This is a genomic window from Bradyrhizobium sp. ISRA442 (assembly GCF_038085055.1).
In the GTDB taxonomy this organism is placed as follows: Bacteria; Pseudomonadota; Alphaproteobacteria; order Rhizobiales; family Xanthobacteraceae; genus Bradyrhizobium.
The window spans coordinates 220,913-246,346 of record NZ_JALGCN010000004.1 but is presented as its reverse complement, the minus strand read 5'-3'; the positions used below and the strand labels follow the sequence as shown (position 1 = coordinate 246,346).

The following is a 25,434-nucleotide window of genomic DNA, read 5'->3' as shown; positions in this document are numbered from 1 at the left end:
GATGAGCCTCGCTGAACCCGCGGCTCTCCCGGTCGCGACCTCGGCGCCGCCGCGACGACATGCTCTCGGGAGACTTGCCGCCAGTCTCAAGGCCTCGCTGCCGGCGTATCTCCTGCTACTGCCGTCACTGGTCTTTCTCGCGCTGTTCACCTATGGCGCGATGGGACGCGTATTCGTCGATGCACTCTACCAGCGCACCACGCCGAAAGCGCCGGTTCGCTTCGTCGGCCTCGACAACATCAGCGCGGTGCTCGCTGATCCCTCCTTCACCGGTGCGGTCGTCAACAACCTTGTCTACGCCGTCGGCACCGCGATCCCCAGCATCGGGCTCGCATTGCTGTTCGCGCTGGCGCTCTCGCGCACCAACGCGGTGACCAGCGCACTGCGCGTCGCGCTGTTCCTGCCGGTGCTGATCCCGATGGTTGCGGCGTCGGCGCTGTTCCTGTTCATCTTCCTGCCCAATGTCGGGCTGCTCGACTACTACATCGGCCGCCTGCTTCCGGTGCTGCCGAACTGGCTCGGCGATCCCGACATCGCGCTCTACGCGATCATGATCATCACCATCTGGAAGAACGCCGGCTACTACATGCTGTTCTTCCTCGCCGGCCTGCAGGCGGTGCCCGAGGACGTCATGGAGGCGGCGCATCTCGACGGCGCCGGTCCGTTCATGCGCCTGCGCTACATCATCCTGCCGGAGCTGCGCCCGACCTTCCTGTTCGTCACGGTGATCGCCACGCTCAATGCGGTGACACAGGTCGACCACGTCTTCGTCATGACCAAGGGCGGCCCATCGAACGCGACCAATCTCGTGCTGTTCTACATCTACCAGCAGGCGGTGGAGCATTACGACATCGGCAAGGCTTCCGCGGCGACGCTGCTGACGCTCGCCGCGCTGATGGCGCTGACCGCGCTGTCCTTCCGGACGCTTGCGAACCGGGAGGGCGGGCCATGAAGCTGTTCAAGGGTTTGTTCGAGGACGCCCCGCTCGCCACCCGCCGGGAGATCACGCCGAAGCTCGGCTTCGCACTGACGGTGCTGTTCGCGATCGTCTGGCTGATCCCGTTCCTGTGGATGGTCGTGGCGACGCTGCGCCCCGCTTCCGAGGGCATCAACGCGATGGCCGAGCTGATGCCGAGCGTGAAGCCGACGCTGGACAACATCGGGGATGCCTGGGAGATCGGCGATTTCCCGCGCTACTTCCTCAACACCACCTTCATCTGCACCGGCATCCTCTTGGTGCAGTTCGTCACGATCACGCTGGCAGGCTTCGCGTTTGCGCGCCTCGCCTTCGCCGGCAAGACGCTGATCTTCTATCTGTTCCTGATGCAGCTCATGCTCGTGCCGGTGCTGCTGATCGTGCCGAACTTGAGGCTCGTGGCGCAGCTCGGCCTCTACGACACGCTCACCGGCGTGATGATGCCGTTCTTCGCCTCGGCCTTCGGCACCTTCCTGATGCGACAGGCCTTTGAAGCGATCCCGACCGAGCTCGAGGACGCCGCGCTGATCGACGGCGCCGGTCTGCTCCAGCGCATCCGCCACATCTACGTGCCGCTGTCGCTGCCGAGCTTCTCCGCCTTCGCCATCATCTCCGTGACCAGCCACTGGAACGACTTCCTGTGGCCGCTGATGGTGATCAATTCGCCGGACAAGCGGCCGCTCACGGTCGGACTGTCCGTCTTCACCGCCACGGCCGAAGGCACCCAGGCCTGGGGCACGATCGCCGCGGGCACGCTGATGGTGATCGCGCCGCTGCTCATCACCTTCCTGATCTTTCAGAAGCGTTTCATCAGCTCTTTCGTCACCTCAGGCATCAAATAGGAGATTTTTCGATGCTGTTCTCCCGCAGGCTCATGCTCGGCCTCGCCATGGCAGGCGCCCTCGCCTTCCCGGCGCTGGCCGAAGGTCCGACCGAGATCGACCTGTTCTTCCCGGTCCCCGTCGACGGCAAGCTCGCCCGCGACATGGGCACGCTGATCAAGGAGTTCAACGAGACCCATCCGGACATCAAGGCGACCGCCGTCTACACCGGCTCCTATGACGACACGCTGATCAAGACCCGCGCCGCGATCAAGGCCGGCAAGCCGCCGGCTGCCGTGATCATGTCGGCCAATTTCCTGCTCGACATGCAGATCGAGAACGAGCTCACCAATCTCGATTCCCTGATTGCTGCCGACGGCACCACCAAGGAGCAGTTCCTGGGCCAGTTCTTCCCGGCGCTGCAGGGCAACGCAGTGATCAATCGCTCGGTCTACGGCGTGCCATTCCACAACTCGACGCCGCTGCTCTACATCAACGCCGAGCAGGCCAAGGAAGCCGGGCTCGACCCGAACAAGCCGCCGCAGACCTGGGCGGAGCTGACCGACTGGGCCAAGAAGCTCACCAGGCGCGAAGGCGACAAGGTCACGCGCTGGGGCATCGCCATCCCTTGCGCCTATGATTATTGCGGCTGGATGATGGAAACGCTCACCATGTCCAATGGCGGGCGCTACTACAACGAGGAGTTCGGCGGCGAAGTCTATTACGATACGCCCTCGATGCTCGGCGCGCTCACCTGGTGGAACGACCTCGTCACCAAGCACAAGGTGCATGCGCCGGGTGCCACGCCCGGTCCGGCCGTAAGCACCTCCTTCATCTCCGGCAATGCCGCGATGATGATGCTGTCGACGGGCTCGCTGACCTACGTGCGCGACAACGCCAAGTTCGCCTACAAGGTTGCCTTCATCCCGCGCAACGTCCGCAACGCGGTGCCGATCGGCGGCGCCTCGCTGATCATTCCGGCGGGCCTCGAGGCCGACAAGCAGAAGGCTGCCTGGACGCTGATCAAGTGGATGACCTCGCCCGAAAAGAGCGCCTGGTGGAGCCGCGCCACCGGCTATTTCGCGCCCAACATGGCCGCCTACAAGACGCCCGATATGATCGACTTCCTCAGCAAGAACCCGGACGCCAAGACCGCCGTCGAGCAGCTCGATGTCGCAAAGCCCTGGTTCGCGACCTACAAGACGGTGCCGGTGCGCAAGACGCTGGAGGATGAGGTGATGCTCGTTCTGAACGGCAAGAAGCAGCCGAAGGAGGCCCTCGCCGCCGCCCAGAAGGCCGCCGACGAGCTGCTCAAGCCGTACAACGCCGAGACCTCGCTGAAGCTTCCCTGAGGCCGGTCACATCGCGCAAGCAAGCTTCGGCGCCCCGTCATGCGGGGCGCCGAATGCGTTTTCGGGAACGCGCCCGCTCAGATCGTCACAACGATCTTGCCGAACTGCGTGTTCGACTCCAGGAAACGGTGCGCCTCGACGATTTCCTCGAATGGAAACGTCCTTGCGATGATCGGCTTCAATGAGCCGTCCGATAGTCCTTCGAGGATGAACGCCTTTGCCCGCGCGAGCCGCGCGGGATCGCGGATAATCTCGTGCACCAGGTAGCCGCGCAGTGTCAGGCTCTTGCTGAGAACGTTGAAGAGCGGAAACGGCGTCGGCTCGGGGCTCAGCCCGCCGTACTCGATCAGGATCCCGCCCGGCGCCATGGCCGCGGTCAGCGGCTCGAACGTTGGGCCGCCGACCGCGTCGAACACCACCCGGACGCCCTTTGAACCGGCGATGTCTGCGAGCCGCGATCGAATGTCCTCTTCGGTCGACGCGATCACGTCGGCGGCTCCCGCATCAAGCAAGGCCTGTCGCTTGTTCGAGCTTCGCGTCAGGGCGACCGGAACTGCGCCGATGCGGTTCGCGATCTGAATTGCAGCAAGCCCGACACTGCTCGATGCGGCCGTAATGGCGACGACCTCGCCGCGATCGAGCCCGGCGATGTCGATGATCGCGCCAAACGCCGTGAGATACTGCATCCACACAGCAGCCGCCGCCTCGAAGGCAAGCACGGGCGGATGCTTCACGACGAGCTCTGCAGGGAACGTCACGAGCTCGCCATAAGCCGGCCACCGCACCATCGACACGGGCGGCACGATGCTGACGGCATCGCCGTGGGCAAAGCCGCTCACGTCTTCACCGATGGCTTCGACGGTGCCTGCGGCCTCGAGACCAAGGCCCGAGGGAAACGTCGCCGGCTCGATATAGGTCCCGGATCGCAGCAGCGCTTCGGCACGGTTCAACCCCAGTGCCCTGACCCGGATCTGAACCTCGCCGCGTGCCGGCGGCGGGATATCGACGGTCTCGATACGCAACACTTCGGGGCCGCCATGCCGGTGAAAACGAACGACTCGCGCCATGGGCACAACTCCAAAACAATTGAATCGAATGGAGCTATGGCAACCGCGTCGGAGCGGATAAATCGTCTTGAACGCCAAACAGTCGAAATCAAGAGTTTGCAATCATGGACCGCCTGACCAGCATGGCCGCGTTCGTCAAGGCCGTCGACCTCGGCTCGTTCGCGGCCGCGGCCGATGCTTTGGAGATGTCCGGCCCCATGGTCGGCAAGCATGTCCGCTTCCTTGAAGAGCGGCTCGGCATTCGTCTCCTGAACCGGACCACGCGACGCCAGAGCCTGACCGATGCCGGCCAGGCCTATTATGAGCGTTGCCGCGCCGTGCTCACGGAAGCAGAGGCCGCCGACGCCGTCGCTTCTGGCCAGCAGAGCGAACCGCGCGGCAGACTGCGCGTGACCATGCCGGCCCTGCTGGGGCGGCATTGCATCGCCCCCTTGCTGCTCAAGCTCGCGCGGAAATACCCGGCGCTGGAGCTCGATCTCTCATTTGGAGATCCGATCGCGAACCTCATCGAGGCCGGTTACGATCTCGCGATCCGGACCGGCGATCTCGACGACCAGTCCGGCCTGATCGCGCGGCGTATCGCCCGCCAGCGCATGGTGGTTTGCGGTGCGCGGTCCTACCTCCGCGCCCACGGCAGGCCGAAATCGATCGACGATCTGGCGCGGCATCAGGCGATCATCTATCGCCGCTCCGGGCGCGTCCGCCCGTGGCTGTTTCCGTGCGAGGGCCAGCCCCCGCGCGAGGTCGTACCGACCGGCAGGCTGAGGCTCGACGATCTCGAAGCCATCGCCGATGCCGCGACACGCGGAATGGGGCTCGTCTGGCTGCCCTACTGGCTCGTCCGCGAACGCCTCCAAGCCGGCGCCCTCGTCCGACTCTTCGAAGGCCGGGCGGAATTCCTCTACGATTGCCACGCGCTGTGGCCGCGCTCGCCTCAGATGCCGCCGAAGGTCCGCGCTGCCGTGGATACGTTGGCTGCCGCCCTGCCGAAGCTCACGACGTGACGGTGGGGCTCTCGCCCCAGTTAACCTCTCGTCCACCATTCGACCCGTCCAGCCGCCGGTAACCACGAGAATTAACAGACCCTCAACACCGCCCCGACAAGTCTAACGGTTCCTTCGGGGGATTTTGCCGTGGATCTGTTGGTTTTCGAGTTCCTGGGACTGGCGCTGGTCGCAATGTGCGTGGTCGTGGTGGCGCTGCCGTGTGCCCGCAAACCCTCGCAGCGGATCCGCTACGAGTAGGATTTTCGGCCGGCTCGAGCGATTCCGGTCCAATGCAAGGCTCGAATTCGCTACGAGCCCCTTGACATCACAGCACTTTCGGCAGAACGGCTGATATACGTCTCATGGGCCGTTCATGGATCTGATTACCACCACCGCTGACCTCGCGGCTGCCTGCAGCCGGCTGGCGAAGCACCCCGTCATAACAGTCGATACCGAGTTCCTGCGCGAGACCACCTATTACCCGCTGCTGTGCGTGGTGCAGATGGCAAGCGCCGAGGAGGCCGTGGTCATCGACGCCCTGGCCGAGGGCATCGACCTCAAGCCGTTCTTCGAGCTGATGGCCAACGAGAACGTGCTGAAGGTGTTTCATGCCGCCCGCCAGGACATCGAGATCATCTGGCACCAGGCCAACATCATCCCGCATCCGGTGTTCGACACCCAGGTCGCCGCCATGGTGCTCGGCTATGGCGACAGCATTGCCTACGACCAGCTCGTCGAGAAGGTCACCGGCCACCGGCCGGACAAGACCCACCGTTTCACCGACTGGTCGCGCCGGCCGCTGACGAAGGAGCAGATGCATTACGCGGTGTCCGACGTCACGCATCTGCGCGACGTGTTCGCAGCGCTCGACGCCGACCTCAAGAAGCGCCGCCGCAGCGAATGGGTCTCGATCGAGATGGAGATCCTGACCTCGCCCCGCACCTACGACTTCCACCCCGAGCGCGCCTGGGAGCGGCTGAAGACGCGGGTGCGCAAGCCCAAGGACCTTGCGGTGCTGATGGAGGTCGCGGCCTGGCGCGAGCAGGAGGCGCAGAGCCGCGACGTGCCGCGCGGCCGCGTGCTGCGCGACGAGGCGATTAGCGACATCGCAACGCACGCGCCGACCTCTCTGGAGAAGCTCGCTCATCTGCGTTCGGTGCCGAAGGGTTTTGAGAAATCCAAATGGGGCGCGGACATCGTCGCCGCCGTCGAGCGTGGGCTGGCGCGAGATTTTTCCACGCTGCCGAAGCTAGAGAAGCCGCGCAACAACGCCAATGGCGCGGCAATCGTCGAGCTGTTGAAGGTGCTGTTGCGCATGACCGCGGAGCGCCACGCGGTGGCCAGCAAGGTGATCGCAACCGTGGATGAGCTCGAGCAGATCGCCGCCGACGATGAAGCCGACGTGCCCGCCCTGCACGGCTGGCGCCGCGAGCTGTTCGGCGAAGCCGCATTGAAACTCAAGCGCGGCGAGCTGGCGCTGGCGATCGAGAAAGGCCGCGTGATCGGCGTCAAGCGGGCGTAGGCCGAGATCCCCCCGATGTCGTCCTGGCCAAGGCCAGGACCCATACCGCGTGATCTATCGATAGATGCGCCGACTTTACGCCGGCGTGAGCTTCGCCGCCTCCGCCTTCATATCATCCAGCACGCCGGCGATCGTGGTGACGAGCTCGTCGATCTGGCCCTTGTTGACGATCAGCGGCGGGCAGATGGCGATGGCGTCGAGCATGTTGCGCGAGATCACGCCGCGCTCCTGGAGCATACGGCTGGCGATGCCGCCGACGGCACCGGGCGTGGCTGCGGCGGTCTTGCGCCGCTTGTCCAGCACGAGCTCGAGCGCGGCGATCATGCCGACGCCGCGGACCTCGCCGACCAGCGGATGGCCGGCGAGCTCGCGCAGCTTGCCTTGCAGATAGACGCCCGTCTCGGCCGCATGCGCGACCAGGCCGCGCTCCTCGATGATCTTGAGGTTCTCCAGCGCCACGGCCGAGCCGACGGGATGGCCGCCGGCGGTGAAGCCGTGGCCGAGTACGCCGATCTTGTTGCTCTCGTCCGCGATCGGCTCGAACATGCGGTCGTTCAGGATGATCGCCGACAGCGGGAAATAGCTCGAGGTGATCTGCTTGGAGACCACCATCGCGTCGGGCTTGATGCCGTAGGTCTCGCAGCCGAACATCTTGCCGGTGCGGCCGAAGCCGCAGATGACCTCGTCGGCGACCAGCAGGATGTCGTATTTGTTCAGGACCTTCTGGATCTTGTCCCAGTATGTCGCCGGCGGCACGATGACGCCGCCCGCGCCCATCACTGGCTCACCGAAGAAGGCTGCAATCGTCTCCGGGCCTTCCTTGATGATGAGTGCCTCCAGCTCCTCGGCCCGCCGCGTCGCAAAGGCTTCCTCGCTCTCGCCCGGCGCGCTGTCCTTGTAGAAGTGCGGCGAGCCCGTGTGCAGGATGTTCGGCAGCGGCAGGTCGAAGGACCGATGGTTGTTCGGAAGGCCCGTGAGGCTTGCGGAAGCGATCGTGACGCCGTGATAGGCACGCAGGCGGCTGATCACCTTCTTGCGCTGCGGCTGGCCGAGCGTGTTGGAGCGATAGGCGATCAGCTTCAGGACGGTGTCGTTGGCTTCCGAGCCGGAATTTGTGAAGAACACCTTGCTCATCGGCACCGGCGCGAGCGCGACCAGCTTCTCGGCGAGATCGATCGAGGGCCCATGCGATTTCGCGGAGAACGTATGATAGAACGGCAGGGCCTGCATTTGGCGGTACGCGGCCTCGACCAGCCGCGTCTCATTGAAGCCGAGCCCGACGCTCCATAGCCCCGCCATCGCCTCGAAATAGCGCTTGCCCGTCGCGTCAAAGACGTAAGGCCCCTCGCCGCGCTCGATCACCAGCGGACCTGCCTGCTGATGGGTGCGCGCATTGGTATAGGGATGGAGCTGATAGGCCACATCCCGGGCCTCTTGCGAATTGGGCAGCATCGACATTTTCGGAGATCCTCAGGGCTTCACATCACCGGCGCGGCCAGCGTCATCACTTGGCTATTGCGACACTACAGAAGTTGCAACGCCATTTCGTCAGCAGCAAATGCCCGGCAGCGATGCAGAAAGCAGTGCCGTGCCACGTTCAGGCCGCTCCGTCATCATCATCGCCATCGGCGGCCTCAGTGGCCTCCTTCACCTCGACGAGCGCCATCGAGAGAAGATAGACGGTCGTGGGCAGGCTGAGCCGGCGCGCCTTCTCGGCAGCGCGCGACAGCTCGCCCACCAGCTCCCTCAGCTCGTCCCCACGCGACAACGTCTTAGTCCACCTGGTCTTGGTTCGCCTATCCGGTCGCGCCTGCCTGGGTCGCGATGGCGCCGCTGGTCCTGATCAGTTCGGCGCTCGTCCGGATTGTAGCAAAATTGCCGATGACATTCACCACCGCTTGCTTGTAGGCGGCGGCATCGCCGGCGCCCGGCTGTCGGCAGGCCACGGCGTCACCGACCACCTGGTAGCGATGGCTGCGGTGAAAACCGTCGACGACGGTCGCCAGTATGGTCTCGTCCAGGGAAAAACCGAACAGCACGCACCGGGCCGAGCGGATATTGGACATGTAGTCGACAAATCGTGACGAGCTGTAGGCCGAGGGCAGCGGGTGCTCGAATGTCATCTCTCCGGGCCGCGGCTTCGCCTCCGCAATCCAATCGGTCAGCTTGGATGCCGGATTGAACCAGGCCGCCTGCGCGATGCGCTTCAGGTGCATCACCGGCCAGAGATTGTCACGCCACAGTGTCAAGAGCTCCAGGCAACGCGACATGGCGGCGTCGCCGTCGAGGATGACGTGGCGGCGCCCCTGGGTGAGATATTCGACCTGGAGATCCGCGCAGACCAGGATCGGCGGATCGTCGTGGACGGAATCCTGCATTTTTTTGCTTGCGGCTGTCTCAATTTCAACGATCGCCCAGCGCGAGATCACGCAACGGCGAGGTCACCGCTCGCCCGGCCGAGGCATCGAGCACGCCCGGCCGGTCCCAGTCGCCCTCGGGGCGAATAATCACATAGGGATCGCTATCGAGCGTGATCGCGTCCGGCCCGGGCTCGATCTCGAGCACCATCTCGGTGTAGGAGAAATCGGAGAACGTGATCTTGCGGTTGTGACCCAGCGGCTTGGCGCCGAAGTGGGCCCAGAAATCAACCAGCCGGTCCTGCGCCTGGCCGTAGATCTTGCGAAACCCCTTGCGCTTCACATAGTCGACGCTCGCCTGCACCAGCTTGAACGAGACGCGCGAGCGCCGATATTGGTGACGGACAGCGAGCCGCTCGACCTTGGCGAATTCGCCGAAGAAGCGCACCCGCAGGCAACCCGCCGGCTCGTTTCCGACGAAGCCGATGAAGTGTGCCGCTACCAGATCGTTGCCGTCGAACTCCTCCTCGAAGGGACAGTCCTGCTCGGCGAGATAAACCGCGGAACGGATCGAAGTGACGAGCATGAGATCGCTGGGATCGCGCGCGATCCTGACCGTGATGGCGCGGGAGTCCGGTTTGGCGAGAGGAATCCTAGTGCCGTGCATCTGCAAAACTCCTTGCTTGGATGATCGAGCCCGGCATGCGCAGCGGCTGCCTGTTCCAGGGCCGCTCGTAACACCAGAGATCGGGCTGGAAGCTGGCGACAGGTTCGAAGCCCGTCGCCTTCATGATGTCGCGTCCTGCGACAGTCGACGGCTGAGCGTAGCAATCCGCACTACGAAACCGCTGCTGACGCAGATGCGCCGCGGCCTTGCCGAGACCAGCGATGCCGCGGCCTGTGGCCGCAATCGCCCAGATATAGATGGCAGACACCTCCTCGTCGGCAGCGGCGAGGTGGCGCGTGTCGGGCGCGGTCAAGCAGATTTCATCGAGCAACAGCGCATCGTGCCCACGGTCGTTGAGAAACAGGAAGGCGATGCCGCCAAGCAGGCGCCCCTTCCGGCTGAAGGTCAGGAGGCTCTGGGGATCGAAAGCGAAGTAGCGTGCGAGCTCCGCTGCCCCGATCCGAACGCCCGGCACCTGCCGGCGCGCCATCTCAGAAAGCGTCGCAATTTCCGAGAATTGCGCACAACGGACATCGATCTCCGGGCTCAGGGCCAGCGAGTCAAAATCGTGCCTTGCGGCGAACGAGCCCCTTTCCATACCCATGTCGCCCCTCTATCGTTCGTCGTTTTCGTGCCCCGCTATGACAACGAGCTTAGCGGTTGGGGATCAGGAGTATGCAGCAACTATTGCACCGGGGTGCTGCGATGACGCAGCACCGTGAAGAAGTCCTGGATGCGTCTTGGGACGATTTGAAACTGTTTTTAGCGTGCGCAAAGTTTAAAAGTTTTCGCAACGCGGCCGAGGAACTCGGCCTGACGTCCACTACGCTGATGCGCCGGATCGACCGGCTTGAAGAGAGCATCGGCTGCAAGCTGTTCCTGCGTGATCAGAGCGGGCTCACGCTCAGCGACGAAGGCACCGCAATGATTGCCGACGTCGCCCACATGGAACGTCACGCCTTCAACGTATTTCGCCGCGCCTCGCGTTCGTCGAACGATACGGCCGGCACCGTGCGCGTCGCGGTGACTGAGGGCCCTGGCAATTTCTGGATCCTGCCGCGCCTGATCGATTTCCAGAAGACCTATCGCAAGATCACCGTCGAACTGCGCTGCGCGATGGAGCAGGCAGATGTCGCGCGGCTGGAATCCGACATCGCGATCCAGCTCGAGCCGCCGACCAATCCCGACCTGATCGTCACCAAGCTCGGCCGGCTGCACATCTATCCCTTCGTCTCGAAGGACTATCAGAGCCTCTATGGCGTGCCCGCGACGCTCGCCGAATTGATGAATCACCGGATCATCAAGCAGAGCGCGCCGCAGGTCGACGATGGTGCCTACGCCCGCGTGCTCGGACTGACATCGCTGGAGGGCATCGTCGGGATCAAGACCAACTCTTCGGTCGGGGTGCTCTATGCTGTGGAGCGCGGCGCGGGCATCGGCTTCCTGCCGACGGTCTCGATCGCGCTCGGTGCATCGCTCGTCGCCGTCGATCTCGGTGTCAGCCACCACGCCGATCTCTGGCTCACCTATCACAAGGAGTTCCGCACCTCGGAGCGGCACAAAATCGTGGTCGACTGGTTGAAGAAGATTTTTGATCCCAGGACCTATCCCTGTTTCCGGGATGAATTCATCCATCCGAACGCGCTGGTTCCGATGATGGCGACCGCACGCGAGGGGTTTGGCCTGACCGGCTACGTCGCGGCGACGCCGACGTAAGAGTGCGCGAGGCCGCACCTCACCATCTGTATTCGAAGCCGGCCGTGCCCTGGTGCGACATGAGCTCGTTGCGGAACTTGCCATCGTAGTTGATGTAAAGCCGCGCGACGTTGGTCAGGCTCAACGAGACAGAAGCGCCTGCATCCATGCCGTAACGGCTCTCGCCGATTCCGGGCACGATGATGCTCTCCGTCCCCAGGCTGACCTGGACCGAGCCGAGGTTCTGATAGAAGTTGTCGACGAACTTGCCGTAGGCCGACAGGTCGAGGATCTTCCTGTCGAGGATGAAATAGCGTCCGATCTCGGCCCCGATCATGACGCGCGCCCGCGAGATCGCCGTCGAGCCGACATTGAGCGGGTCCAGTCCACCGGCTTCCTGGAATGAAGCGCTGGTGGCGCGGACATATTCGAGTGCGCCCTTTGGCACGACCCGCATCTCATCCTTCGTCCAATAGTAGCTGATCTCGGTCAGCGCGCCGTCGACCGCGGCGCGGTAGCCCGCGGTCGCAAGGCCAAGCCCGGTGTCCCGGCTGGAATGGACCTTGCCAAAGCCGTGCACTACTGCGAAGGCCCAGGTCCAGGGGCCCTTGTCGACGGAGCCGTTGAAGCCGAGCTGGGTCAGGTCGAGCGTCGCGGACTGGAGCGCGAGCGGCACGTCGATGTCGGTGTGACTCTGATCGACCGAGAAGCCGAGATTAACACCCGGCGCGAGCCGCGCACCGAAACCAGCGACGCCGCCGAAAGTCTTGCGCTTGTCGCCGACGAAATCGCCCTGCGCGTCGGTCCGGAGCGAGATGCCATAGCCTTCGAACCAGGTGCGATAGCGCGGATCCTCCGTGCTCTCCGACGCGCCGCCCCCGCCGGGGTTGGTGCGGAGGGAGCGGTTGAAGCCGCCCGAAGCCTGATTGCCGAGCCGTTCCAGGAACCACGATCCGAGATTGAGCGTGGTGTTGCCGGCCGACTGGTCGTAGTACGTCGCGGTCGGCACCGGGATCGGGGTCGGTGACGGCGTGGGCGTTGGTGTTGGCGTCGGGGTGGGCGTCGGACTTTGCGCGTGGGCCGACGTAGCCGCAATCATCACAACGAATGCAATGGCCATCACAATCGTAGCCGCGATCCGGCGGACACGGTCCAGCCCGATCATCTGCCGTGTCCCGGAGAGCTGCGACGTGCAGCACATGGCGATAAATCCCGAAAGCAAATGGCAGCGCGCAAAAATGCAACACACGCCGCAGCGTATGCGGCGATTTGTGCTGAACTGCCACGGAGGGTCAATCGGTTGCGGGGCTCGACCAGGGGTGATTGCTTCCGATTGTGGTTCCGTTGCCACAGGTCGGAAATAGCGGACGTGGAGATCCGGTCCGGACTTGAAATTCGCGCGCTGCTTGCTAACGTGCGAATTTCGTGTTGCAATATCCAGCACAATCGGATTTGGCCGCTCGGCTGTGCGTTTCGCGACTTTGAGACTCAAGACTCGAACAGACTTCCGGAAGCCCGTTTGTGGCGTGGCACGCGCAAAAGCGTGGCCGCGTCTTTTTTATGTCTAGAGGAGGAGACTGGCGATGCAAAAGGGCACCGTCAAATGGTTCAACCCGACCAAGGGCTATGGCTTCATTCGACCGAACGGCGGCGATAAGGACGTCTTCGTCCACATCTCCGCCGTCGAGCGCGCGGGCCTCACGACCCTCAATGAAAACCAGGTGGTTGAATACGACCTCGTGGAGAACCGCGGCAAAACATCCGCGGAGAACCTCAAGGTCTCCTGATCTCTCCCGCGACTTTCGCAAGGGATCACGACGTTGCCCCCGGCTCTGCCGGGGGATCTTGTTTGTGAGTTCGGCAAGTCCCGCGACAGCGGCTCAGTTCACCACCGGCGAAATCAGGAAATTCTCCGAAGGTCCGCTTCCCGCCGTCTTGCACACGTCGCCCTCGATGCGGACCTTGCCGGTCGCAAGCAGCCGCAGCGCTTCGGGATAGATGCGGTGCTCGACTTCGAGGATGCGTTCGGAGAGCGTGTCCGCCGTGTCGTTGTCGCTGACAGGGACCGCGCCCTGCATCACGATCGGCCCGGCGTCAGTCGCGGGGATGACGAAGTGCACTGTTGCGCCAGACAGTTTCACCCCCGCACGCAAGGCCTGGCCATGCGGATCGAGGCCGGGGAAGGACGGCAGGAGCGACGGGTGGATGTTGAGCATCCGTCCGTACCAGCTTTGGGTGAACTCGGCCGTGAACAGGCGCATGAAGCCGCCGAGACAGATCAACTCGATGCCATGCTGGTCGAGGGCGGCCTGTAGCACCGCCTCAAAGCCGGCGCGGTCCTTGCCAAAGGGTTTGCTCTCGATCACCAGCGTCGGCACGCCACTCGCCTTTGCGCGCTCCAGCCCGAGCGCATCGGCCTTGTTCGAGATGACGAGCGCGATTTCCGCCGGAAAATCCAGCGCGGCCGCGGCCTTGATCAGCGCGGCCATGTTCGAGCCCCGGCCGGAAATCAGAATGGCAACACGGCGCTTCATCGGTTCACAGCGCGAGATCAAGGTGGCCGCTATAGACGACGCGGTGCTCGCCTTCGGCCGCGATCACCCGACCGAGCTGCGCCACCGTCTCGCCGGCATCGGTGAACACTTGCACCACCTTGTCGACCGCATCCGGCTCGACGATCGCGATCATCCCTATGCCGCAGTTGAACGTGCGCAGCATTTCGAGCTCGGCGATGCCGGCTTGCGCGGCCAGCCATTTGAACACCGGCAGCACCGGCAGGCGCTCCAGATCGATGCCGACACCGAGATGCTTCGGCAGCACACGCGGAATGTTGTCGGTGAACCCGCCGCCGGTGATGTGGGCAAGCCCCTTCACCGCGCCGGTCTCGCGGATCGCGCGCAGACAGGATTTGACGTAGAGCCGCGTCGGCGTCAGCAACGCGCCGCCGAGCGTCATCACCGGCGAAAACGGCGCCTTGGCCTCGAAGCCGAGGCCGGACTGCTCGACGATCTTGCGCACTAGCGAGAAGCCGTTGGAATGCACGCCGGAGGACGCAAGGCCGATCACGGCATCGCCGGCGGCAATGTCCTTGCGCGGCAGCAGCGTGCCGCGCTCGGCGGCGCCGACGGCAAAGCCGCCGAGATCGTAGTCGCCGTCCTTGTAGAGGCCCGGCATCTCGGCGGTCTCGCCCCCGATCAGGGCGCAGCCGGATTCCCGGCAGCCCTCGGCAACGCCGGCAACGATCGCGGCCGTAGCCTCCGGATCGAGCTTGCCGCAGGCAAAATAGTCGAGGAAGAACAGCGGCTCGGCGCCCTGCACCACGAGGTCGTTGACGCTCATGGCGACGAGGTCGATGCCGATCCCGCCATGCAGGCCGGTCTCGATCGCGATCTTGACCTTGGTGCCGACGCCGTCGGTGGCGGCAACCAGGACCGGATCCTTGAAGCCGGCTGCCTTGAGGTCGAACAGGCCGCCGAAACCGCCGATTTCGGCGTCGGCGCCGGGGCGCGCGGTGGCGCGCACCATCGGCTTGATCAGGTCGACCAGGCGGTTGCCCGCGTCGATGTCGACACCTGAATCGGCGTAAGTGAGGCCGTTTTTGCGGTCGGTCATGCCCGATTTCCAGTGGGTTTGCGGCTGGTTACGTCGAATTCCGGGGACGCGCAATGGCAAGCATGGCGCGCTGCCCTATACTATGTAGATATCAACCGGTTCAGCCTTCAAAGGGCCGGATTTGAGGTCAGACAGGGTGCCGGGAAGCGCCGCGTGAGTATTCCGAACATCATTACCCTGGGCCGGATCATGCTGGTCCCGATCATCGTCTGGGCCATCGTATCGAGCCAAATGGAGGTGGCGTTCGCGGTGTTCCTGATCGCCGGCATCAGCGACGCCGTCGACGGCTTCCTGGCCAAGCGCTTCAACATGACGAGCGAGCTCGGCGCCCTGCTCGACCCGCTCGCCGACAAGGCCCTGCTGGTGTCGATCTATCTGGCGCTTGGCATCTGGGGCGACATTCCGCGCTGGATCGTGATCCTGGTGGTATCACGCGACATCATGATCGTAACTGCCGTGATCGTGTCCTGGCTGTTCGACAAGCCGGTCGAGATGAAGCCGTCGATGGTATCCAAGCTCAACACGGCAGCCCAGGTGGCCTACGCAGCCTTGGTGCTGGCCGCCCTCGCCTTCGGCTTCAAGCCGGCACCCTATGATATTATCCTGATGGGCTTCGTGACGGTCTTCACGCTGTCCTCGGTGTCGCTGTATCTCATCGAATGGCTGCGGCACATGAGCACCATCGACGCCAAGTGAGCCAAGCAAGTGCAGGCCCCGCAAAAGGCCAAGTCGGGCTGACTCGCTCGCGCTCGATATGTCAGATCTCTTCACGTGAGGCCGGCACGTCCGGCATGGAGCAAAGTTAGCGTGGCAGGCCGCGTTCACCCCCGACAATTGGCGTTTTCGCTTCCGCATGCGGAGAGCCTGAGCCGGGACAATTTTCTCGAAGGCCCTGCCAACGCGGCCGGGCTTGCCCTGATCGATGGCTGGCCGGAGTGGCCACACCGGATCATGTGGCTGGCCGGCCCGGAAGGGTCGGGAAAGAGCCATCTCGCGGCGATCTGGGCCGAGCAGGCCGGCGCCCGTTCGACCACGGCCAATGCACTGACCGCAGCCACCGTGCCGGGGGCGCTGGCGACCGGCGCGCTGGTGGTTGAGGATCTCAGGGCCAAGGACTTCGACGAGCGCGCCCTCTTCCACCTCATGAACCTCGCCCGCGAGGACGGCGCCTATGTCCTCTTCACCGGACGCGAAGTTCCGGCCGCGCTCGACATCGAGCTACGCGACCTGCGCTCTCGCCTGCGCACGGTGCCGGCGATCTCGCTTCTGCCGCCGGACGACCAGTTGTTTCGCGGCCTGATCGTGAAGTTTTGTGCCGACCGCCAGCTCACGGTCGACGAGAGCGTGGTCAGCTATCTCGCCACGCGCCTGGAGCGCTCCTCGGCCGCTGCCCGGCGGGCGGTGGAGCTCCTGGACAGCGAGGCCCTGCGGCTCGGCCGGCCCGTGACCCGGGCGCTGGCCGCTGACCTCCTCCGCGATGCCTGACCAGGTCCCGCCTCGAGGTCGCTTGACGCGACGGAACTGCGGAACATCAATGTCATCGAAATGATTGCGCCTGTAGCATTACAGCCGACGAAGCCAAATCGTCCTGTTGGACGGCTGGCGCGTTACGCTAAAGGCAACGTCATCGAAACGTCATCGGACTAACACATGCTCTGGCCGGTTTTGCGCGTAGGTGCAAGGTAAGGCGAGACAAGATGGACCGACTTCTGATGGAATCCGTGCAAGCCGTTGAAATCAAGGAAAAAATTCAAGAAGTCGAAGGTCAGCCGGCGATCGCCACGAGCCCCGAGCGATTCATCAACCGCGAACTCTCCTGGCTGCATTTCAACCGCCGCGTCCTCGAAGAATCGGTCAATGCCCACCATCCGGTGCTGGAGCGGGTCCGATTCCTGTCAATTTCGGCGAATAACCTCGACGAATTCTTCATGGTCCGCGTGGCCGGCATCAAGGCCCAGGTGCGCGAGGGCATTCCCGAGCGCAGTCCCGACGGCCTGACGCCGTCCGAGCAGCTCGCGCTGATCAACCGCACCGTCTCCCAGCTTGCCAGCGACCAGCAGTCAATCTGGCGCGACCTGCGTGGCACGCTGGCCGACGTCGGCATCGTGCTGGTCGACGGCAAGGACGTCACCAAGGCGGAGCGAGCCTGGATCGAGGACTACTTCCTCAACAACGTGTTCCCATTGCTGACGCCGCTGGCGATCGACCCGGCGCATCCCTTCCCGTTCATTCCAAGCCTCGGCTTCACCATCGCCCTGCAATTGACGCGCGCCGCCGACGGCAAGCAGATGAACGCGCTGATCCGCATGCCCGGCAAGATCGACCGCTTCATCCGCATGCCGAGCGATGGCAAGGTCCGGCTGATCTCGCTGGAACAGGCCACCGCCCTGTTCATCAATCGCCTGTTCCCCGGTTACAATGTCCACGGTCAGGGCGCGTTCCGCATCATCCGCGACTCCGAAATGGAGATCGAGGAAGAGGCCGAAGACCTCGTCCGCGTGTTCGAGACCGCGCTGAAGCGCCGCCGCCGCGGGTCGGTGATCCGCCTCGAGATCGACGCCAAGACCCCGGAGGAGCTGCGCAGCTTCGTGCAGCACGCGCTGTCGGCCGCCGACGACGAGGTCTTCCTGGTGGATGGCGTGCTCGCGATGAACGAACTGTCGCAGCTCACCCGCCTCGACCGGCCCGACCTCGAATTCACCCCTTACGTGCCGCGCCATCCCGAGCGCGTGCGCGAGCATGGCGGCGACATCTTTGCCGCGATCCGGCAGAAGGACCTGATCGTCCATCACCCTTACGAATCCTTCGACGTGGTGGTGCAGTTCCTGCAGCAGGCCGCGCGCGACCCCGATGTCGTCGCAATCAAGCAGACGCTCTACCGCACCTCCATCAACTCGCCGATCGTGCGCGCGCTTGCGGAAGCCGCCGAGGCCGGCAAGTCCGTCACCGCACTGATCGAGCTGAAGGCGCGCTTCGACGAGGAGGCCAACATCCGCTGGGCGCGCGACCTCGAGCGCGCCGGCGTACAGGTTGTCTACGGTTTCCTCGAACTCAAGACGCACGCCAAGCTGTCGATGGTGGTGCGCCGCGAGGGCGGCAGCCTCACCACCTATGTGCACACCGGCACCGGCAACTACCATCCGGTCACCGCGCGCATCTATACCGACCTCTCGTACTTCACCTCGGATCCGACCATCGGCCGCGACGCCGCGCGCGTGTTCAACTTCATCACCGGCTATGCCGCGCCGAGCGATCTGGAAAAGATGGCAGTGTCGCCGCTGACGCTGCGCGCACGCATCATCGAGCACATCCAGGCCGAGACCGCGCATGCGCGGCACGGCCGGCACGGCGCGGTCTGGATGAAGATGAATGCGCTGGTCGATCCTGACATCATCGACGCGCTCTACGAGGCCTCGCAGGCCGGCGTCCAAGTCGAGCTCGTGGTGCGCGGTATCTGCTGCCTGCGCCCCGGCATCCCCGGCCTGTCGGAGAACATCCGCGTCAAATCCATCATCGGACGCTTCCTGGAACACGGCAGAATCTACTGCTTCGGCATGGGCCAGGGCCTGCCGAGCGCCAAGGCGGCTGTGTATATCTCGTCAGCCGACATGATGCCGCGCAACCTCGACCGCCGCGTCGAAGTGCTGTGCCCGTTGCAAAATCCGACGGTGCATCAGCAGGTTCTCGAACAAATCATGGTCGCGAATCTGAAGGACAATGAGCAAAGCTGGCAATTGTTGCCCGACGGGTCCTCAACGCGTATGAAGACCGCGAAGGGCGAGGAGCCTTTCAACGTCCACAACTACTTCATGACAAATCCGAGTCTGTCTGGCCGTGGAAAGTCGCTCAAGGAATCCTCGCCGCGCCGGCTCACGCGCCGGAACGAACGCCATCAGTCCTGATCGGAGTTTGTCGTGAAGCGGCCGCGCAAGCGCAGCGCGAGCGTCGCCGTCATCGACATCGGATCCAACTCGGTCCGTCTCGTCGTCTACGAGGGGCTGACGCGCAGCCTCATTCCGATCTTCAACGAGAAGACACTATGCGGCCTCGGGCGCGAGGTGCAGAGCACGGGCCTGCTCGCGCCCGATGCCGTCGACAAGGCGTTGACCTCTCTCAAGCGGTTTCGGGCGCTGTGCCGGGTGATGCAGGTCGGTCGCGTGTTTGCGATCGCCACCGCCGCCTGCCGCGACGCTTCCAACGGTCCCGACTTCATCGCGAAAGCCGAGCGCATCTGCGCCGTGAAGATCGAGATCCTGTCTGGACCGCGAGAGGCGCGGCTGTCGGCGCTAGGCGTGATCTCGGGCATCCATCTTCCCGACGGCATCGTTGGCGACCTCGGCGGCGGCTCGCTCGAATTGATCGACGTGCGCCGCAACAGCGTGCGCAGCGGCGTGACACTGCCGCTCGGCGGCCTCGCGCTGCAGGACCTCGCGCACAAATCGCTCAAGCGCGCCGATCGCATCGTGCGCGAGGAGATCGACGAGGTGCCGCAGCTCACCGCAGGCCACGGCCGCACCTTCTACGCGGTCGGCGGTACCTGGCGCGCGCTCGCGCGCATCCACATCATCCAGAGCGGCTATCCGCTCCAGGTGATGCACGGCTATTCCATTCCCGCGGCGGAGGCCCTCGACTTCGCACGCCGGCTGCGGCGCCTTGCGGCGGCCGACATGCTTGCCGACATCGAGGTCGTCGCCGATGCCCGGCGTCCCCTCCTCACCTATGCAGCGCTGGTGCTCGAGCACATCATCCGCGTCGCGAAGCCGAAGACCATCGTGTTCTCGACCTTCGGCGTGCGCGAGGGCCTGCTGCATGAGAAGCTGTCGGAAGCCGAGCGCAGCAAGGACGGCCTGATCTGCGCGGCTGAAGAACTCAACGAGCTGCTGTCGCGCTCGGCCCGCCATGCCCGCGAGCTGATCGCCTGGAGCGACCGCCTGGCGCGCGTGGTGAAGCTGCGCGAAACCGAGGAGGACCGCCGCTTACGCCACACCGCGTGCCTGCTCTCGGACATCGGCTGGCGCGTGCATCCCGACCATCGCGGCGAGCAGACGCTGAGCCTCGTCGTCAACGGCAATTTCGGCGCGATCAATCACCAGGAGCGCGCCTTCGTCGGTTTGTCGGTGTTCTACCGCTACGCAGGCCTCAGTGAAGAAAACCAGCCGCCGATGACGATGCAGGAGCTGCTGACGCCGACCCAGCTCGAACGCGCCCGTTTGCTCGGCGCCGCCTTTCGCGTCGCGCATCTGATCTCGGCGGCGCGGCCCGGCGTGCTGCCAGCGACGCATTTCCGCAACGAGGGACGCAAGCTGATGCTCGTGTTCGAGCACAAGCTCGGCGACCTCGTCGCCGATCGCGTCGGCGGCCGTTTCCGCCAGCTCGCGCGCCTGATCGGCCGCTCCGGCTCGATCGTCCGCCGCTAGAGAATTACTCCGCCGACACCTTGGCGTGACGCTCGGAGGCGTCAAGCGCGACCGCGCTCAGGCTGCGCCGGCGCCAGATGTAGCCGACGACCAGCACGACGATGACGCCGAGTGCGGCGCAGAGATATTCGCCGCCTCCGCCACCATGGGCGAATTGCGGCGGGATGCGCAGGGTTGCGAGGATCGAATCCAGCGAGGCGCCTAACGGACCATCGAACAGCGCGTGCAGGTTCGGCTCGACGCCGGGATCGGTCGCGATCACCTCGCCGGCGATCCAGCCGAGCAGTGCCGCACCCGCCCAGACCAGGACCGGCAGTTTCGCCAGGAGCGCCATAATCAGCGCAGCGCCGGCGACGATCAGCGGCACGCTGATGGCAAGGCCGAGGATCAACAGCGGCACGCTGCCATTGGCGGCGGCGGCGACCGCGATGACGTTGTCGAGACTCATGACGATGTCGGCGATGACGACGATCTGCACGGCCTGCCAGAGATGCGAAGCGGACTCGACGCCCTCCTCGTCCTCCGCCTCCGGAACCAGGAGCTTGGCAGCGATCACGATCAGCGCCAGACCGCCGACCAGCTTCAGGTACGGCAGCGCCATCAGGCTCGCGACGATGCCGGTGAAGATGATCCGCAGCAGCACCGCAGCGCCGGCGCCCAGCACCATGCCCCACAGCCGGTGCCTCGGATTCAGGCCGCGGCAGGCGAGCGCGATCACCAGCGCGTTGTCGCCGGACAGGAGGATGTTGATCCAGATGATCTTGCCGACCGCAATCCAGAAGGTCGGTTCGGCCATCTCATTGCGGAACTGGGTGAAAACAGACCCGATAGTGGCGGGATCGAAGATCTGCCAAAGCCAGTTCACAATACGTCCTTTCGCCCCGTCAACAAGGCATGATCCGGAAAAGTGCGCCGCGGTTTTCCGAGAAGATCATGCTTAAACAATAAACTAAAGCGCGATGAGATTCATCGCGCTTTAGCGCGCCAGCTGAAGATCAGCCGACGATCTCGTTGCCCGAAAAGAACTGCGCGATCTCGATCACGGCAGTCTCCGGCGCGTCCGAGCCGTGCACCGAGTTCTCGCCGATCGACTTCGCGTAGAGCTTGCGGATGGTGCCGTCAGCCGCCTTCGACGGATCGGTCGCGCCCATTACCTCGCGATATTTGGCGATCGCGCCCTCGCCTTCCAGCACCTGCACCACGACCGGACCCGAGGTCATGAAATCGACGAGCTCGCCGAAAAACGGGCGCGCCTTGTGGATGGCATAGAAGGTCTCGGCCTGGCCCTTGGTCATGCAGATGCGCTTCTGGGCGACGATGCGCAGGCCCGCCTTCTCGATCACGGCATTGACCGCGCCGGTCAGGTTACGCTCGGTCGCGTCGGGCTTGATGATCGAGAAGGTGCGTTCAATCGCCATGATCTTGTCCTTGAGGAAAAGCGGTGTGTGGAGTTGCGGGGCTTATATCGACGCCTTTGCGGAACGGCAAGCGACCGCCGAAGGGCCCGCGCGGGCGCTTCGCCGCAGGACCGGGGCCGAACATTCCGGCGTGGATTACAACAATTTCACCCAGATGAACCGAATCTGCAGATCCCGTCAGGATTCGGTTCAGCCTCCCTGCCCTAGGCTCTTCTCCATCGAAACCGAGCCTCATTTCGAGGCAGACCGTTTCGGCGGCCTTTCCATCGACGCGCAGGCCCGCGCCGGCAGTTTTGAGGAGATCACCATGTTGAGGAAACTTTCGCTTGCCGCAGTCGCCGCGGTCGCGCTGGGTGCCGCGCTGGCGCCGACCTCCGCCTCCGCACACTGGCACGGCGGCTGGGGCTGGCATGGCGGCGGCTGGCACCACGGCTGGGGCTGGGGTGCACCGCGCTTCTATGTCGGCGGCCCCGTCTCCTACGGCTATGGCGGCTGCTATGTACGCCGGCTGGTCCCGACTCCCTGGGGCCCCCGCTGGCGGCTGATCAACCGCTGCTACTAACTAAGTCCGACAGCACCTTCCCAAGGTACCACCCCCCAGGTACCTTCCAAGAGAAGCCCCGGCGTCGTCCCCCGCGCCGGGGCTTTGCATTTGCGGTGGCGCGACCATTAATACAATTTTTACTAGAATACCCGGCAGTCCCGGCACGGGCGAAACAAATTTGCGGTCAGTGACTTGGTAGAGTGTCGTTATTACTTTGAAACAACGGAACTCTGCTATGGCTGGTGTTTCCGCCAATAACAGCGAACAGATTGATCGGCGCACCAGCCGCGCGATTTGCGATGCCGTGGGCGAGCGGCTGCGGCAGAACCTTCGCCCCGAGCCCCGACTGACGTCGCATCTCGAGCATCTTTTGGACGAGCTGAAGAAGCGAGACCGAGAGGACAGCTCGCACTAACGGGCAGGTCTAGAAAAACGGGTTGCGTTCGCGCCGCCTTGCGGTGACAAGGCCGCATGCTTTCCATCACCGACCTCTCGGTCCGGCTCGCCGGGCGCCTCCTGATCGACCAGAGTTCCGTGCAGATCACGCCCGGCGCGCGCGTTGGTCTGGTCGGACGCAATGGGACCGGCAAGTCGACGCTGTTCAAGGTGATTCGCGGCGAGCTCGCCGCCGAACATGGAACGGTGACATTGCCGCCGCGCTGGCGCGTCGGCAGCCTCGCACAGGAGGCGCCGAACGGTCCGGAGAGCCTGATCGAGGTCGTGCTCAGGGCCGATCTCGAACGCGATGCGCTGCTCTCCGAGGCCGAGAGCGCCAGCGATCCGCACCGGATCGCGGAGATCCAGACCCGGCTCGTCGATATTGACGCACATTCGGCGCCGAGCAGAGCCGCCGCGATTCTCTCCGGCCTCGGCTTTTCAGCCGCCGACCAAGCGCGTCCCTGCGCCGAATTCTCCGGTGGCTGGCGCATGCGCGTTGCGCTGGCCGCGACCCTGTTTGCAGCCCCTGACCTGCTTCTGCTCGACGAGCCCACCAACTATCTCGATCTCGAAGGCACGCTGTGGCTGGAGGATCACCTTGCGCATTATCCGCGCACGGTGATCGTGATCAGCCACGACCGCGACCTGCTCGAAAGCTCCGTCGACCAGATCCTGCATCTGGAGCGCGGCAAGCTCACGCTCTATCGCGGCTCCTATTCCTCCTTCGAGGAGCAGCGTGCCGCGCGCGAGCTGCTCGATGCCAAGCAGGTCAAGCGCCAGGAGGCCGAACGTGCGCGCCTGCAGGCTTTCGTCGACCGCTTCAAGGCCAAGGCGTCGAAGGCGCGCCAGGCGCAGTCGCGCGTCAAGATGCTCGAACGGCTGAAGCCGATCACGGCGCTGGTCACCGAGGACGTGCGCGAAATCAGCTTTCCCGCGCCGGAGAAAATCCTGTCTCCGCCGATCATCGCGGTCGACAACGTCTCGGTCGGCTACGATCCGGCAACGCCAGTGCTCGGCCGCGTCACCTTGCGCATCGATAATGACGACCGCATCGCGCTTCTTGGCGCCAACGGCAACGGCAAGTCGACGCTGGTCAAGCTGCTCGCCGGCCGCCTCGCGCCGTTCTCGGGCAAAGTCACGCGCGCGGACAAGCTGTCGATCGCCTATTTCGCGCAGCATCAGCTCGACGAGCTGAACGAGGACGCCTCCGCCTACGATCACGTCCGCAAGCTGATGGGCGATGCGCCGGAGGCCAAGGTACGGGCGCGCGCCGGCGCGATCGGCTTTTCCGGCAAGGCGGCGGACACCAAGGCAGGAAAACTGTCGGGCGGCGAGAAGGCGCGGCTGCTGCTGGGCCTTGCGACCTTCTTCGGCCCCAACATGATCATCCTGGACGAGCCGACCAACCATCTCGACATCGACAGCCGCGCCGCGCTCGCCGAGGCCATCAACGATTTTCCCGGCGCGGTCATCATGGTGTCGCACGATCGCTACCTGATCGAAGCCTGCGCCGAACGGCTCTGGATCGTCGCCGATCGCACCGTGACGAACTACGACGGCGATCTCGACGAATACCGCCGCATGGTGCTGTCATCGCGCAACGCGGACGCCTCGCCGCGCGAACGCAGCGCCGCGAGCGAGAAGCCTCAGCGCGCTAGAAACGACAATCGCGGCTCGCTCAAGAAGCGCATCGCGGAGGCCGAAGCCGAGATCGCCCGCATCGGTGAGATCATCACGAAAATCGACACTGCACTGGCGCTCCCCGACATCTTCACCCGCGATCCCAATCAGGCCGCGCAACTCTCCAAGGCGCGCGCGAATGCCGCGGACGCGTTGGCGCGCGCGGAAGAACAATGGCTCGAAGCCAGCGCGCAGTTTGAAGCGGCGGGTTAGCTAGCGTCGCTCTCGCGCCCCGGACGCTGCGCAGCACGATAGTGATGCGCTGCTGAGCCGGGGCCCATCATCATGACAAACTGCGTCCCGGCTCAGTGTCGCGTCATTCATGCCGCGCCGCGTCCGGGACACGAGCTTTCAATCAGGTCGCGGTCTTCTTTCTTGCCTTCGGCTTGGCCGTCTTCGGCGCGGCCGGCGGCTCGGGCGTACCTTCGATCGAGGACAGGCGGCCCGAAGTGAAGGTGTAGATGCCGGCGCGCGGACCGGTAGTCCACGTGACCACAACGATGCGCCTGCCGCCGGCATCATTGGAGATGTTGACGCTCGATGGCGCGCCGATGCCGCGCACCACGTCGCATTCGGTATGACCGAGAGCGACCGTTCCGCCCGCCGGCGCGGACGGTTCGCTCGACGCATTGGCATCGGCGGGCGCGCCAACAGGCGTCATGCCCGGACACGCGCCATCGGCGCTGACCAGTTCGTCGGGCCTTACCGGCTTGTCGGGGGTCAGCGGCGGCGATTCGATCGAGATGTTCTTGATGCTCAGACGGCCGGCCCTGGAGAACCACTCGGCGTCCTTCGAAAACAGATCGCTCCCGCCGGAGCAGCCCGCGATCAGCGGTGCGACGGCGGCCAACGCAACTATGAGCGACTTTGGAAGCTTTTGAT

The 25,434-nt window shown here is 64.4% G+C and carries 26 protein-coding genes; 14 read left to right on the top strand and 12 right to left on the bottom strand.

All coding sequences use genetic code 11. From position 1 onward, the window contains the following. Position 1: 1 nt before the first annotated feature. The 3 genes from MTR72_RS10730 to MTR72_RS10720 are packed head-to-tail and all read left to right on the top strand — an operon-like array spanning position 2 to position 3,149. Entirely contained in the window at positions 2-952 is a 951-nt protein-coding gene (locus MTR72_RS10730; protein ID WP_280964257.1) for a carbohydrate ABC transporter permease, read from the top strand. Continuing rightward, positions 949-1,818, top strand: a complete 870-nt coding sequence (locus MTR72_RS10725) for a carbohydrate ABC transporter permease (protein ID WP_280964258.1) — start codon at positions 949-951, stop codon at positions 1,816-1,818. Before MTR72_RS10730 ends, MTR72_RS10725 begins: the two co-directional genes overlap by 4 nt. Positions 1,819-1,829: 11 nt before the next feature. Beyond that, a complete protein-coding gene (locus tag MTR72_RS10720) occupies positions 1,830-3,149 on the top strand; it encodes an ABC transporter substrate-binding protein (protein ID WP_280964259.1) in 1,320 nt (439 codons plus the stop codon). Positions 3,150-3,226: 77 nt separating this feature from the next. On the opposite strand, the gene MTR72_RS10715 is transcribed toward MTR72_RS10720, so the two are convergent. Next, positions 3,227-4,216 carry a zinc-dependent alcohol dehydrogenase family protein gene (locus MTR72_RS10715; RefSeq protein ID WP_280964260.1) on the bottom strand — a complete coding sequence of 330 codons (990 nt, stop codon included), beginning with the start codon at positions 4,214-4,216 and terminating at the stop codon, positions 3,227-3,229. A gap of 104 nt (positions 4,217-4,320) precedes the next feature. Between MTR72_RS10715 and MTR72_RS10710 the strand changes: the two genes are divergently transcribed. Next, positions 4,321-5,220, top strand: a complete 900-nt coding sequence (locus MTR72_RS10710) for a LysR family transcriptional regulator (RefSeq protein WP_280964261.1) — start codon at positions 4,321-4,323, stop codon at positions 5,218-5,220. A 355-nt stretch (positions 5,221-5,575) separates the two neighbouring features. Further along, on the top strand, positions 5,576-6,724 hold the full coding sequence (gene rnd / locus MTR72_RS10705; RefSeq protein ID WP_280964262.1) for a ribonuclease D: 1,149 nt from the start codon (positions 5,576-5,578) through the stop codon (positions 6,722-6,724). Between the two features lie 75 nt (positions 6,725-6,799). Here rnd and MTR72_RS10700 read toward each other — a convergent pair whose 3' ends face one another. From MTR72_RS10700 to MTR72_RS10680, 5 genes are all read right to left on the bottom strand, one after another. Next, complete coding sequence (locus tag MTR72_RS10700) at positions 6,800-8,182, bottom strand: aspartate aminotransferase family protein (RefSeq protein ID WP_280964263.1); 1,383 nt, start codon at positions 8,180-8,182, stop codon at positions 6,800-6,802. A gap of 139 nt (positions 8,183-8,321) precedes the next feature. Next, a complete protein-coding gene (locus tag MTR72_RS10695) occupies positions 8,322-8,492 on the bottom strand; it encodes a hypothetical protein (protein WP_280964264.1) in 171 nt (56 codons plus the stop codon). 28 nt (positions 8,493-8,520) lie between these two features. Next, positions 8,521-9,102 (bottom strand): isochorismatase family protein, encoded by a 582-nt coding sequence (locus MTR72_RS10690; RefSeq protein WP_280964265.1) that lies wholly within the window; start codon positions 9,100-9,102, stop codon positions 8,521-8,523. Positions 9,103-9,127: 25 nt separating this feature from the next. Further along, a complete protein-coding gene (locus MTR72_RS10685) occupies positions 9,128-9,748 on the bottom strand; it encodes a GNAT family N-acetyltransferase (protein ID WP_280964266.1) in 621 nt (206 codons plus the stop codon). Beyond that, a complete protein-coding gene (locus MTR72_RS10680) occupies positions 9,735-10,352 on the bottom strand; it encodes a hypothetical protein (RefSeq protein ID WP_280964267.1) in 618 nt (205 codons plus the stop codon). Before MTR72_RS10680 ends, MTR72_RS10685 begins: the two co-directional genes overlap by 14 nt. 71 nt (positions 10,353-10,423) lie before the next feature. On the opposite strand from MTR72_RS10680, the gene MTR72_RS10675 reads away from it, so the two are divergent. Then, complete coding sequence (locus tag MTR72_RS10675; protein ID WP_280964268.1) at positions 10,424-11,464, top strand: LysR family transcriptional regulator; 1,041 nt, start codon at positions 10,424-10,426, stop codon at positions 11,462-11,464. Between the two features lie 19 nt (positions 11,465-11,483). Here MTR72_RS10675 and MTR72_RS10670 read toward each other — a convergent pair whose 3' ends face one another. Next, the gene (locus tag MTR72_RS10670; RefSeq protein WP_280964269.1) at positions 11,484-12,644 is read right to left on the bottom strand and encodes an autotransporter outer membrane beta-barrel domain-containing protein; all 1,161 of its coding nucleotides are present in this window, start codon (positions 12,642-12,644) and stop codon (positions 11,484-11,486) included. A gap of 382 nt (positions 12,645-13,026) precedes the next feature. Here MTR72_RS10670 and MTR72_RS10665 point away from each other — a divergent pair, with 382 nt between their 5' ends. After that, positions 13,027-13,230, top strand: coding sequence for a cold-shock protein (locus tag MTR72_RS10665; RefSeq protein ID WP_279370272.1), 204 nt, complete (start codon positions 13,027-13,029; stop codon positions 13,228-13,230). A gap of 93 nt (positions 13,231-13,323) precedes the next feature. On the opposite strand, the gene purN is transcribed toward MTR72_RS10665, so the two are convergent. Both purN and purM read right to left on the bottom strand, forming a co-directional pair. Continuing rightward, positions 13,324-13,977, bottom strand: a complete 654-nt coding sequence (purN, locus tag MTR72_RS10660; RefSeq protein ID WP_280964270.1) for a phosphoribosylglycinamide formyltransferase — start codon at positions 13,975-13,977, stop codon at positions 13,324-13,326. Positions 13,978-13,981: 4 nt separating this feature from the next. Beyond that, the gene (gene purM / locus MTR72_RS10655; RefSeq protein ID WP_280964271.1) at positions 13,982-15,055 is read right to left on the bottom strand and encodes a phosphoribosylformylglycinamidine cyclo-ligase; all 1,074 of its coding nucleotides are present in this window, start codon (positions 15,053-15,055) and stop codon (positions 13,982-13,984) included. A 153-nt stretch (positions 15,056-15,208) separates the two neighbouring features. On the opposite strand from purM, the gene MTR72_RS10650 reads away from it, so the two are divergent. The 4 genes from MTR72_RS10650 to ppx all read left to right on the top strand — a co-directional run bounded on the left by MTR72_RS10650 (position 15,209) and on the right by ppx (position 20,472). Beyond that, positions 15,209-15,751: a CDP-alcohol phosphatidyltransferase family protein gene (locus tag MTR72_RS10650; protein WP_280964272.1), complete on the top strand. Its 543-nt coding sequence runs from the start codon at positions 15,209-15,211 to the stop codon at positions 15,749-15,751. A gap of 111 nt (positions 15,752-15,862) precedes the next feature. Next, complete coding sequence (locus MTR72_RS10645) at positions 15,863-16,540, top strand: DnaA ATPase domain-containing protein (RefSeq protein WP_341510349.1); 678 nt, start codon at positions 15,863-15,865, stop codon at positions 16,538-16,540. A gap of 227 nt (positions 16,541-16,767) precedes the next feature. Then, positions 16,768-18,957, top strand: a complete 2,190-nt coding sequence (locus MTR72_RS10640; RefSeq protein WP_280971000.1) for an RNA degradosome polyphosphate kinase — start codon at positions 16,768-16,770, stop codon at positions 18,955-18,957. Between the two features lie 12 nt (positions 18,958-18,969). Beyond that, positions 18,970-20,472, top strand: a complete 1,503-nt coding sequence (ppx, locus tag MTR72_RS10635; RefSeq protein WP_280964274.1) for an exopolyphosphatase — start codon at positions 18,970-18,972, stop codon at positions 20,470-20,472. A 4-nt stretch (positions 20,473-20,476) separates the two neighbouring features. Here the strand turns inward: ppx and MTR72_RS10630 are convergent, their stop codons facing one another. Together MTR72_RS10630 and ndk are read right to left on the bottom strand one after the other, a co-directional pair. Beyond that, positions 20,477-21,337, bottom strand: coding sequence for a TerC family protein (locus MTR72_RS10630; protein ID WP_280964275.1), 861 nt, complete (start codon positions 21,335-21,337; stop codon positions 20,477-20,479). A gap of 130 nt (positions 21,338-21,467) precedes the next feature. Continuing rightward, positions 21,468-21,890, bottom strand: coding sequence for a nucleoside-diphosphate kinase (gene ndk, locus MTR72_RS10625; RefSeq protein WP_280964276.1), 423 nt, complete (start codon positions 21,888-21,890; stop codon positions 21,468-21,470). 307 nt (positions 21,891-22,197) lie between these two features. On the opposite strand from ndk, the gene MTR72_RS10620 reads away from it, so the two are divergent. The 3 genes from MTR72_RS10620 to MTR72_RS10610 all read left to right on the top strand — a co-directional run bounded on the left by MTR72_RS10620 (position 22,198) and on the right by MTR72_RS10610 (position 24,765). After that, positions 22,198-22,452, top strand: coding sequence for a sulfur globule protein precursor (locus MTR72_RS10620; RefSeq protein ID WP_280964277.1), 255 nt, complete (start codon positions 22,198-22,200; stop codon positions 22,450-22,452). A gap of 217 nt (positions 22,453-22,669) precedes the next feature. Further along, positions 22,670-22,849, top strand: a complete 180-nt coding sequence (locus MTR72_RS10615; RefSeq protein WP_280964278.1) for a hypothetical protein — start codon at positions 22,670-22,672, stop codon at positions 22,847-22,849. 56 nt (positions 22,850-22,905) lie between these two features. After that, positions 22,906-24,765, top strand: a complete 1,860-nt coding sequence (locus MTR72_RS10610) for an ABC-F family ATP-binding cassette domain-containing protein (RefSeq protein WP_280964279.1) — start codon at positions 22,906-22,908, stop codon at positions 24,763-24,765. Between the two features lie 142 nt (positions 24,766-24,907). Here MTR72_RS10610 and MTR72_RS10605 read toward each other — a convergent pair whose 3' ends face one another. Beyond that, positions 24,908-25,402, bottom strand: a complete 495-nt coding sequence (locus MTR72_RS10605) for a hypothetical protein (RefSeq protein WP_445819574.1) — start codon at positions 25,400-25,402, stop codon at positions 24,908-24,910. Between the last annotated feature and the right edge of the window lie 32 nt (positions 25,403-25,434).